Origin of the sequence: Ruegeria sp. THAF33 (assembly GCF_009363615.1) — a bacterium.
Lineage (GTDB): Bacteria > Pseudomonadota > Alphaproteobacteria > Rhodobacterales > Rhodobacteraceae > Ruegeria.
Genome location: NZ_CP045384.1, coordinates 2,109,485 through 2,120,852 on the forward strand (window position 1 = coordinate 2,109,485; position 11,368 = coordinate 2,120,852).

Below are 11,368 nucleotides of genomic sequence, written 5' to 3' on the forward strand. Positions count from 1 at the left end.
GACGAGGGTTACGCGATGCACAAGAATTCAGGCGGACCAATTGAATGGCTCATACCGTTGGCCTTCGTCGCGACTGCCAGTTGGCTTGTTTGGCATCTTCCAGCATTCCTGTTGGATTGGCTGCCTTACACCTCTGAATCCCTCAAAAGTCAGGTAACGGAAATATATCTACGCAGCGACGTCACGCCCGAATTGCCTGGTGTGTTCGGGGGGTTTGTCGACATCATCGACGTGGCTGCGCTCGTCCTTCTGCCGTTTCTTGCAGTGATTGGTACAAAGACCGTGCGCCCGGCGACGATGGAGTTCGAAGGCTCGACGGTTATGGATCGTTTCGCCCTGTTCATCGGCCGAGTTACGATGATGATGATCGCAATCATGACTGTCGTCATGCTCTACGAAGTCTTCATGCGCTATATCCTTGAGAAGCCGACCGAGTGGGCCAACGAAATGACACTGTGGTTCGCCAGCTTTGTGTTTTTGATGTCTGGCTACTATGCCATGCAGCAACGCAGTCACATACGAATATTCCTGCTTTACGACGCAGTTCCACGTTGGCTTCAGCGCGTTTTTGACACGGTTTCAACAATACTGATCGTCCTGTTTGCCTTCTTTCTGGTCTACGGCAGTTACAAACAGGTGTTCGTCAACAAGCTCTATAAATGGGAGCTTTACGGCTCCGCCTTCAATCCTCCGATCCCGGCGACGTTGCAGCCGATGGTACTGATCGTGATTACGCTCGTCGCAATGCAGGCAATTTTGAACTTGGTCGCGGATTGGAACAAAGAACCGGAAATCCACACAGATGAACCGGACGAGGACGAAATTGAAATGATCAAACGGGCGGTGGGACAAGACTGATGGATATTGGAACAATCTCACTCATTCTGATGGTCGCCCTGATCATTCTCCTGGCGATCGGGATGCCCCTGGGTCTGGCCTCGGCTTCGCTTGCGGTTCTGGTTCTTGTCCTGAAGTTCGAACCGACACTTCTTTTGAACCCGTTTTCATTCGGCGACGGGATTCTCACCGGGCGGCCAGGCACTGGGCCACTCTATATTCTGGCGCAAAAGATATACGGGCTCTTAACGGACTACGTGCTTATTTCCGTGCCTTTGTTCATCTTCATGGCGTCGCTGCTAGAGCGGTCCGGGATCGCGCGCGACATGTATTCGTCGCTGAATGTCTGGCTGTCCAGAACGCGTGGCGGTATCGCGATCGTGACCTCGATCATGGCAGTGATCATGGCGGCCATGTCCGGCATCATCGGCGGTGAGGTTGTCCTGCTGGGCCTGATCGCCCTGCCCCAGATGCTGCGCCTCGGCTATGATCAGAACCTCGCGATCGGCGTCATCTGCGCCTCGGGGTCGCTGGGTACCATGATTCCGCCCTCGATCGTTCTGATCATCTATGGGCTGATCACCGAAACCTCGATCAAGTCGCTGTTCACCGCGTCTTTCATTCCCGGCTTCATGCTGGCCTCGATGATCATTCTGTACATCATCATTCGCACGCGGCTAAATCCTCACCACGCGCCGCTGCCGGAACCGGATCCGAGCGACCCCGAACCGGCCGAAAAGCGCAAACTGTTTGCGGCCTTCATGAGCATCGTCGTCGCCGGATTTTCTACCGTTCTGTTTATCCGGGCTGCGTTTTTCGAGCTTTCCGGCTCGAACGCTGCCAGCCAGGGCGAGCCCGCACGGCTGGGTACGGCTGACTACCTGCCTTGGTTTGCCAGCATCACCATCGTCGCCCTACTGCTGATCTTCTTTGTCTTTGGGAGACAGCGCGCAAAAATCGGCTGGGAAATGGGCAAAGGTCTCGTCGCGCCGCTGGTCGTCATCGGCGTCGTGCTCGGCTCGATCTATGGCGGGATCACGGGCATCACCGAGGCTGCAGGCATGGGTGCCTTCGCTGTTCTGATCATCGCCATTCTGCGGGGCGAAGGATCATTCGAGCTGGTTTGGGACAGCTTGATGCGGACGCTCAAATCCACAGGCACCATCATATGGGTAACCATCGGGGCCGCCGCGCTGGCGGGTGCCTACACCATTGCCGGCGGACCTCAATACGTGGCCGACCTGATCGTCGGGCAAGACCTGCCGACCATGCTGGTCATTCTGGTAATGATGCTGATCCTGCTGTTCATGGGCGCGTTCATGGATTGGGTCGGCATCGTGCTGTTAATCATTCCGGTCTTTCTGCCGATCGTCCTGCGCCTTCCTATCGAGGAAATCGGTCTCATTGGCGAGTTGCAACCGAGTCATGTCGCGATCTGGTTTGGCGTCGTGTTCTGTATGAACATGCAGGTCAGCTTCCTGTCGCCCCCGTTCGGCCCGGCTGCGTTCTATCTGAAATCTGTGGCTCCGCCGCATATCAGCCTGACGGATATCTTCCGCGGCTTCCTGCCATTCATCGGGATCCAGTTGCTGGCACTTTCCGTTCTTCTGATCTGGCCGGGCATCATCGCGCTGCTTTTGTGAGGTTGCACACATGCTGACACAGAAACAGATTGGCAAGTTCCAGACCGATGGATACCTCGTGGTCAAGGATGTAATTCCCGGTGATGTCCTGGATCGGGTGCAGTCCGAATACTCGGATGTCCTGAACCGGCTCTATGACGGTTGGTACGAAAAAGGGCTGGTCAAGGACGAGCCGTCCGGAATGTCTTTCTGGGACAAACTCCTGTCCGCCTATCAGGCCGGTTGCGACTATTTCCAGCCGCTGGACATCTCATTGCCCGGCGACCGGATCATGGCGGACACACCTTTCCATATTGGGCCCGCCGTGTTCGACTTGCTGACGGCCCAACCCATGCTGGACATCGTCGAGCAGTTGATCGGGCCAGAGTTGGTCAGCAATCCGATCCAGCATGTTCGGCTGAAGCCCCCTGCCCTCAAGCTGTCCAAGGACGAGGTGCGGGCGCATATCACCGCAACGGACTGGCATCAGGACCGGGCAGTTGCGTTGGAAGATGCGGACCAGACCGACATGGTCACGGTCTGGATTGCCGTCAACGATGCAACGGTCGAAAACGGCTGCCTGCAAGTGCTGCCTAAGGCAAAGGACCAATCCATCCTGCCGCATTGTGCGCGGACGCAGACAGGCATTGCCGACGGGTTCATTGACGAAGACCGCGCCCTGCCCCTGCCTGTCAAGGCGGGCGGGATCATCCTGTTTCACCCTCTGACACCACATGCGTCGCTGGTCAATGAAACGGACCGGTTCCGCTGGTCGTTCGACATCCGCTTCAGTGCAGCAGGCCAACCCACCGGTCGAGACCATTTCCCAAGCTTCATCGCGAGGTCCAGATCGCGCCCCGAAACCGAGCTGCGGGATTGGCGTGTCTGCAAGTCAAATTGGGAGGCGGCGCGGGCAAGGCTGTCCGGGCAACCGCACATAGATATTCACCGGTGGACATCGGACTCGCCCTTTTGCGCTTAGATTCGGCTGCCAGGAAAGCTGATTATGACTTTTGTACGTTTAGATCGAATGGATAGCGTGGTGGTTGCAACTCGGCCCCTGGAGGTCGGCAGTTTGGTCGAGGATGTCACGACCAATGCGCGCATCCCCTCGGGCCACAAGGTCGCCACGCAGATGATTGTACCGGGCGATCCGGTAAGAAAATATGCCCAGATCATCGGTTACGCGACCCAAATGATCCACCCCGGCGATCATGTGCACACCCACAATGTCGAGTTCCGCAACACCAGCGTGGACTATGAGTTTGCGACGGATCACAGGCCTATGAGACCCGCCGCTTCGGTCGATACGTTCATGGGCTACCACCGGGACAACGGTCGGGTCGGTACGCGCAATTACATCGCGGTTCTGACCACCGTGAACTGTTCGGCGACGGCGGCTCGCATGATCGCCAATCACTTCACGCCGGACAAGCTGGCCGAGTATCCAAATGTCGACGGCGTGGTGGCTTTTGTCCACGGAACAGGCTGCGGAATGGCCGATTCAGGCGACGGTTTCGAAGCTCTTCAACGGGTCATGTGGGGGTTTGCCAAACATCCCAATCACGCTGCCGTTCTGATGGTCGGTCTGGGCTGCGAGATGAACCAGATCGACTGGCTGCTGGACGCGTATGGGCTGAAGCAGAACCCCACTTTCCAGACGATGAACATCCAGAACATCGCCGGACTGCGCCGGACCGTGGAAATGGGCATCACCAAGATTAATCAGATGCTTCCCATTGCCAATGAGGCGCGGCGCAGCGAAGCCCCTGCGTCCGAATTGATGGTTGCGCTACAATGCGGTGGATCGGACGCCTGGTCCGGCGTGACCGCGAACCCGGCGCTTGGACGCGCCTGCGATCTGTTGGTCGCCCAAGGCGGCACGGGTGTCTTGGCGGAGACGCCGGAGATTTACGGAGCCGAACACCTTTTGACCCGCCGTGCCCTTGATCGCGCAACCGGGGAAAGGCTGATCGGACTGATCGATTGGTGGCAGGACTACACCGCCCGCAATCACGGTTCGATGGACAACAACCCAAGCCCCGGCAACAAACAAGGGGGTCTGACGACCATCCTTGAGAAATCGCTGGGGGCGGCGGCGAAGGGCGGAACCAGCCCTTTGACCGGTGTGTTCAAATACGCCGAACCCATCACCGCCAAGGGCTTCACCTTTATGGACAGCCCCGGATATGACCCAGCCTCGGTGACAGGGCAGATCGCGGCCGGATGCAACCTTGTGTGCTTCACCACGGGGCGCGGCTCTGCATTTGGATCGAAACCGGCGCCCACGCTCAAAATCGCCACCAATTCGGAATTGGCAGCGCGCATGCCTGAAGACATGGACGTTGATGCGGGCGACATCCTGACCAAAGGCGTCAGCGTCGAAGAAAAAGGACAGGAAATATACCGACGACTGCTCCAAGTCGCCTCGGGCGCGCGAACCAAGTCCGAGGCGCAGGGCTTGGGTGATTACGAATTCGTTCCCTGGCAGATCGGAGCGGTGATGTGAAACGGATCCTTGTAGCCGGCGGCGGGTTGATAGGTATCCGCCACGTGCGCGCCGTGATTGAGCATCCCGGCTGCACGTTGGTCGGGTTGGCCGATCCAGACGGCTCGATCCAGATCGACGCGCCGCGTTTTGCCAGTATGGACGAGGTGTGGGACCCGGTGGATGGCGTCATCATTGCAACGCCGACCCGCCTGCATGCCGAACATGGCATTCTGGCCGCATCCCGCGGTTGGCACATGCTGATCGAAAAGCCGGTTGCCGCGTCGGTCGATGATGCCCTGCGCCTGAAGAGGGCCGTTCGTCAAGCCGAAGTCCGCAGTCTGGTGGGGCACCACCGGCGGTATCACAGCACCTTGCAGCACCTGAAAAAAGTGATCGAGAAAGGTACGATCGGACAAGTCATCAACGTCTCGTTGTTGTGGGCCATGCGCAAGCCCGAAAGCTATTTTGAACAGAACTGGCGGACTTCGGATGGCAGCCCGGTCATGATCAACCTGGTGCATGATATCGATGTCCTGCGCTTTGTGATCGGAGAAATCTCGGATGTCGTCGCCCTGCCCGGCGCGTCGATCCGCGGATCGGATCGGATAGAAAGCGGCGCGGTCGCGATTGCGTTCGAAAACGGCGCGACGGGCGCCATCAGCTTTGCTGACACCGCGCCCAGTCCCTGGGGGTTTGAAGCCGGAACCGGCGAAAATCCGAACATCGGCACGACCCACCAGGACATGATGTGGATCACGGGAACCAGCGGCGCTGTCAGTTTTCCCTCTATGACCCTGTGGCGCGGAAATGATTGGAGTACTGCGGCCCAAAAAAGCCAACTTACACGACCGGAACAGCAACGCGCACCGCTGGAGGCGCAACTGGATCACTTTCTTGACGTGATCGACGGCGCGTCTCCACTGATCGACGTCGAGGATGCGGCCCGGACGCTCGAAGTCACATCAAGGATCGAAATGGGGCTTAAGGCGCGATCAGCTCGAGTGCGGGCGCCGGCCTGATGTACATGCGGTCCGGCAATATACCTGCCACTCAAGAACCAGCGATTGTCCTCCGGGCGAATTAGCATCCAAACCGCGAAACCGCACACACCAGACACAAGAATGAAAACCAGACACATTCACGGAAAGGGAAACCAATGAGCAAACCATCAATCGGGTTTATCGGCCTGGGTCTCATGGGCGGAGCCATGGTGAGCCGGCTGTTGGACCAGGGATACTCGGTCACGGTCTTGGGGAACCGCGACCGCACACATCTGGACACCGCCATTGACCGAGGAGCTCGCGAGGCGCAAAACGCCCGGGAACTGGCTCAGGCCAGCGACATCGTGATGCTGTGCATGGGAACCTCTGAACAGGTCGAGGGCCGTATGCGTGGTGCTGATGGAGTAATCGCGGGACTGAAACCCGGGGCGATCGTCATCGACTTTGGCACCTCGCTTCCGGGCAGCACGCGCGCCCTGGCCAAGGAGGTTGCCGCAGCCGGCGGAAGCTATCTTGATGCGCCGCTTGGCCGGACGCCCTCGCACGCGCTGGAAGGCAAGCTCAACATCATGACTTCCGGCGACAAGGCGGCCTTTGACAAGGCCGAGCCGACACTTAAGGATCTGGGCGAGAACGTCTTTTACCTTGGCCCGGTCGGATCGGGACACACCATCAAACTGATCAACAACTTCTTCGGAATGACCGTTGCGAACGCGATGGCCGAAGCCTTTGCCATTGCCGACATCACCGGTGTTGACCGCAAGCAGCTGTACGAGGTGATGGCCGCAGGGCCGCTGCATTCCGGAATGATGGATTTCGTCAAGGCCTACGGTGTCGAGAATGACCCAAACCAGCTGGCCTTTGCCATCAAGAACGCTGCAAAAGACCTTGGTTACTACGATCGAATGGCGCGCGAGGCAGGCGTTAAAAGTGTGATGTCGCAGGGTGCGCTTTCAGCGCTGAACGACGCGCGCGACCACGGTCAGGCGGATGACATGGTCAGCCAGATGGTTGACTACTACGTCAAGCGTTTCAACACCTGATCGATGGGCGTCACCGCCAACCCCACTGCGGACCTGCCGCGCCTTGGCATCGTGCTGATGCTGATGGCGTGGCTGTTCTTTTCGCTGGTGGACCTTGGGGCCAAGTGGCTGGCGTTGGCCGGCGTGCCGGCATTTCAGTTGGCGTTCATGCGCTATGCGGGGCACTTCGTGATCTCGGTGGTTGTGATCGCCAAAGGTGGGATTGAGGCCGGCCGGTTCAAAACGGACCATCCATGGCAAGTCATAAGCCGGGCCTTGTTGCTGATCTCGGCGACCGTTTTCAATTTCTATGCCCTGCGGTTTTTGCCTCTGACCGTCGTATCGGCAATCATGTTTTCCAGCCCGGTCATCGTGTGCTTCCTGTCCGTCTTCGTGTTGAAAGAAAGCGTGGGCCCATGGCGTTGGGCGGCCATCATCCTGGGATTTCTGGGGGTGTTGGTTGTCGTGCGGCCGTTTGGTTCGGCCTTTCATCCAACCATGTTGCTGATCGTCTACAACGCCACGGCGTTGGCCCTGTACTCGATCATGACTCGCAGGCTGTCCGGAGTTGTTGCGGTGGACACCATGCAATTCTACCTCGGGCTTACCGGGACTGTGGTTCTGTTACCCTTCGCCCTCTGGTTCTGGGTCCAGCCGGAAAACACCTGGAGCCTGATTGTCCTGATCGGCCTTGGCGTCTTTGGCTGGGGCGGGCATCAACTGCTGACGAACGCGCATCGGTTCGGAACGGCCAACCAGTTGATGCCATTCACCTATTCGTTCCTAGTCTATGTTGCGATTTGGGGCTATCTGTTCTTTAACACGGTACCGGATGCATTCACGTTGGCAGGAGCTGCGCTGATCATGGTCGCCGGGCTAATCATCTGGAAAAGAGAAAAGAAATGACGCGAATTGCCTGCATCGGCGAAGCAATGATCGAATTGTCCATGCTGGAAACCGGCGCACAGGTAGGCGTCGCGGGGGATACGCTGAACACAGCCATCTACATGCGCCGCGCAGCGCCTGACCTGCAGGTGGAGTATGTGACATGTTTGGGTGACGACCCGTTTTCGGGGCGCATCGCGGACTTCATCGACAGCCATCGCATCGGGACATCCGGCATCCGTATCATTCCGAACGCCTCTCCTGGATTATACGCAATCACGACATCCGCGGACGGTGAACGCAGCTTTACCTATTGGCGCAGTGAGGCGGCCGCCCGCCAGCTTTTTGCCGATCACAATTTCAGCCCGCTAAATGGTTACGACGTGCTCTACTTGTCAGGTATTTCCGTGGCCATTCTTCCGCATGCGGTTCGGCTTGCACTTCTGGACTGGCTCGAAGGCTCTTCCGTCCGGTTGGTCTATGACAGCAACTTTCGTCCGCGTCTTTGGGACAGCGTTGAACACGCCCGGCAGATCAACCAGCGGCTTTGGCGGCGTGCTGACATTGCCCTGCCATCCATCGACGACGAGATGGCACTGTTCGGGGAAAGCGCGGATCAGGTGGCAGCACGCTTTGCCGTCCATCACGGCATCGGTGCGTTGAAACGCGGAGAGAATGGCCCTCTGTCCATCGGTCAGAACATTGAACAAACCTATGAACCTGCCAAGAGCGTACTGGATACCACAGCAGCGGGCGACAGTTTCAACGGTGGGTACCTCGCGGCCTTGCTGACCGGGAAATCACAGGCCGAGGCCCTGATGGCTGGACACAATCTGGCATCCACCGTTGTTCAGTTCCGCGGCGCCATCATTCCCGGATAAGTGGCGCGAGGTCTTCGGCGCCGACAAGACGCAAAAGCGGCACTAGCGGATCTGGCTGCTTGGCAGCCAAAGCGATTTCCGACGCGCAAGGATCGTTCAGCGCCCTGCCTTTGGCGGTCTCAGACGTGCAATAGGAAATCCAGGCCCGCACCCCCGTGATCACCGCCTGAGACCCGGTTTCACGGAGTGTGGGAATAAACCGATAGGGCAGCTTTTGGCTGCCATCCATCGCTATTTGGTCCAAACGGTGCGCCAGCTCGGGGTTTTCAAACCGGCGCAACAGAGCCTCGGCATAGTCCATGACCTGCGCTTGCAGCGCAGCGGGCAGCGTTGCACCCGCATCCTTCATCAACCCGGAAACCAGCGGGCGCAAGACCGGGTCTCGAACCGCTTCGTGAACGTAGGTCAGGCCCCGCTCCAAACCTGCATAAGCCAACAGGGAATGGGCACCGTTCAACATGCGCAGCTTTCGCATCTCGTGCGGTGCCACATCATCGACCAGTTGCACGCCAGGCCATTCCGGGTGCGGACCGGCGAAATTGTCTTCAATCACCCACTCCGAGAACGCTTCGGTCGGTACGGCCATAGGATCGCCGCAGATTGCGCGAACGGCGTCCGTAGTGGCCGGGGTGATCCGGTCGACCATCGCGTTGGGAAAGCGAACGGCATCCCAATTGACGTCCAGACCGGCTGCATTCGCAAAATCGGAAACGGCCATCTCGAGCGTTTTTCCGTTTTCCATGCGGTTGTCGCAACTCAGCACCGTCACTGGCTTGCGCCGTTCCGCAAGGCCAAAAGCCAGAAACCCGATCAGCGTCGCAGGCCCTTGCCCCGCCAGATCGGCGGCAATCGCCGAGTCCTGAAGGTTCAGCTTGCCCGCGGCATCCAAATGATAACCTTTCTCGGTCACGGTCACCGAGATAATCTCGGCATCCGCCATCGCGTCTAATACCGCTGCACGATCCTCGGGCGCGACCAGAACGTCCCGCAGAGCCTTGATGCGCCGGACGCCCTGCCCCTGTACGCACAGGTCGTACTCGAAACCCTGACGGGCCAATCCATCTCGAACCGAGGATGAACGCAGGCTGACGCCGACAACGTCCCATCCGCCCGCTTGATCGGTGTAGTCCAGCAAATGCGCCCGGGCAAAGTTTCCAAGGCCGAAATGAAGAATTGTACCCATCTAGCTTTGCAACCCGTAAACCTGTTTCGCCAGATCAACCGCCAGCAACCGCGCAAGATGCTCGGCACTGTCCCGACTGAAGCAACCGCGCGCAACCTGCTCGGCCAGATGAATCGCCACTCCCCGCCGCCAAAGGTCGTGTCGTGCAGGAATGGACAGAAAGGCTCGCGTGTCGTCATTGAATCCGGCCAGGTTGAAATATCCGGCCGTTTCAACAACCTGATCGAAATACCGCGCAATCCCGGCTGGGCTGTCATGGAACCACCAAGGCGGCCCGATCCGAAGGCACGGCCAATGTCCCGCCATCGGGGCCAGTTCACGGGCATAGGTGCTTTCGTCCAGTGTAAACAGAATGATGCGCAGTTCCGCCGTGTTTCCGACCCGGTTCAACAGTGCCTCAAGGCCCGTGACCCAGTCCATCGCTATTGGAATGTCGGCCCCCTTATCCCGTCCGAAGTCCCGCATTACAGCGGGGTTCGTGTTGCGCTTGCTCCCAGCATGTATCTGCATGGTAAGACCATCATCGACAGACATCTGTGCCATTTCGATCAGCATATGCCCATAGAACCGGCGAGCATCCTGTTCGGTCCCTTCCCTCCGTCTCAGCCGCTGGTACATCGCATCCGGATCTTCCAGCCACTCGGTCTGCACGCGTTCGATACCGTGGTCGGTGGCTGTACAGCCCAGCTGGATGAAATAAGCCCGCCGCATCCGCAGCGCATCGAGATAGCCATCATAGCTGCCCAGATCGCAACCTGTCAGTTCGGCCAACTTGTTCAGGTTCTGTACGAACTCCGGATCCGCCCCATCCAAAACCCCGTCTGGGCGGAACGTCGGAACAACCCGCCCGCCCCAACCGCTTGCACGGATCTCCTGATGCTCCACGAGGTCGTCGAGAGCGGAATCCGTGGTAGCCAGAACCTCGATCCCGAACCTGTCGAACAAAGCCCTCGGGCGAAATTCGGGTTGCGCGAGCTTTTCTGAGATCTTTTCATAGATCAGGTCTGCCGTGCGCGAAGACAACTCGTCAGACACGCCCAGCGTTTCATGCAGCACGTAGTTCATCCAGATCCGGGATGGCGTTCCCAGAAACAGATGCCAGTGCTCGGCAAAGGTGCGGAACACGGCGCGAGGATCCTTTTTTCGCCCCTCTTCCCCAACGCCGAGTTCTGACAAGGGAACGCCCTGCGAATAGAGCATACGGAACACGTAGTGGTCGGGAACCACCAACAGCTCTGCCGGGTTGGGAAACGGCGCATCGGTTGCAAACCACCCCGGATCGCAGTGACCATGCGGAGACACGATCGGCAGGTCCTTGATGCACAGATACAGGTCTTCTGCCATCCCATTCAAATTGCCAGTCAATTCTGCCTCCGATACTGCCGCCCGCAATTGTTAACACAGTTTTTAATGGTTGCATCTTTCCCGTTCGAACCCGCAGACTGA

Annotated in this window: 10 protein-coding genes; 8 read left to right on the forward strand and 2 right to left on the reverse strand. The window is 58.4% G+C overall.

Going from position 1 to position 11,368, the window contains the following annotated elements; all coding sequences use genetic code 11:
- Window positions 1-15 precede the first annotated feature (15 nt).
- The 8 genes from FIU92_RS10555 (at window position 16) to FIU92_RS10590 (ending at window position 8,739) form a co-directional block, all read left to right on the forward strand.
- Window positions 16-858 carry a TRAP transporter small permease subunit gene (locus FIU92_RS10555; RefSeq protein ID WP_174829330.1) on the forward strand — a complete coding sequence of 281 codons (843 nt, stop codon included), beginning with the start codon at window positions 16-18 and terminating at the stop codon, window positions 856-858.
- Entirely contained in the window at window positions 858-2,480 is a 1,623-nt protein-coding gene (locus FIU92_RS10560; RefSeq protein WP_152458531.1) for a TRAP transporter large permease subunit, read from the forward strand. The genes FIU92_RS10555 and FIU92_RS10560 overlap by 1 nt, the downstream gene beginning before the upstream one ends.
- 10 nt (window positions 2,481-2,490) lie before the next feature.
- Window positions 2,491-3,441, forward strand: a complete 951-nt coding sequence (locus tag FIU92_RS10565; protein ID WP_152458532.1) for a phytanoyl-CoA dioxygenase family protein — start codon at window positions 2,491-2,493, stop codon at window positions 3,439-3,441.
- Between the two features lie 24 nt (window positions 3,442-3,465).
- Window positions 3,466-4,968 carry a UxaA family hydrolase gene (locus FIU92_RS10570; protein WP_152458533.1) on the forward strand — a complete coding sequence of 501 codons (1,503 nt, stop codon included), beginning with the start codon at window positions 3,466-3,468 and terminating at the stop codon, window positions 4,966-4,968.
- Window positions 4,965-5,969, forward strand: a complete 1,005-nt coding sequence (locus FIU92_RS10575; protein WP_152458534.1) for a Gfo/Idh/MocA family protein — start codon at window positions 4,965-4,967, stop codon at window positions 5,967-5,969. The genes FIU92_RS10570 and FIU92_RS10575 overlap by 4 nt, the downstream gene beginning before the upstream one ends.
- A 137-nt stretch (window positions 5,970-6,106) precedes the next feature.
- Window positions 6,107-6,994, forward strand: coding sequence for an NAD(P)-dependent oxidoreductase (locus FIU92_RS10580; RefSeq protein ID WP_152458535.1), 888 nt, complete (start codon window positions 6,107-6,109; stop codon window positions 6,992-6,994).
- A gap of 3 nt (window positions 6,995-6,997) precedes the next feature.
- Entirely contained in the window at window positions 6,998-7,879 is an 882-nt protein-coding gene (locus tag FIU92_RS10585) for a DMT family transporter (RefSeq protein ID WP_152458536.1), read from the forward strand.
- Entirely contained in the window at window positions 7,876-8,739 is an 864-nt protein-coding gene (locus FIU92_RS10590; protein ID WP_152458537.1) for a sugar kinase, read from the forward strand. Before FIU92_RS10585 ends, FIU92_RS10590 begins: the two co-directional genes overlap by 4 nt.
- Here FIU92_RS10590 and FIU92_RS10595 read toward each other — a convergent pair.
- Complete coding sequence (locus tag FIU92_RS10595; protein WP_152458538.1) at window positions 8,726-9,922, reverse strand: mannitol dehydrogenase family protein; 1,197 nt, start codon at window positions 9,920-9,922, stop codon at window positions 8,726-8,728. The genes FIU92_RS10590 and FIU92_RS10595 overlap by 14 nt on opposite strands.
- Complete coding sequence (gene uxaC, locus FIU92_RS10600; protein WP_152459892.1) at window positions 9,923-11,266, reverse strand: glucuronate isomerase; 1,344 nt, start codon at window positions 11,264-11,266, stop codon at window positions 9,923-9,925.
- Window positions 11,267-11,368: the final 102 nt, after the last annotated feature.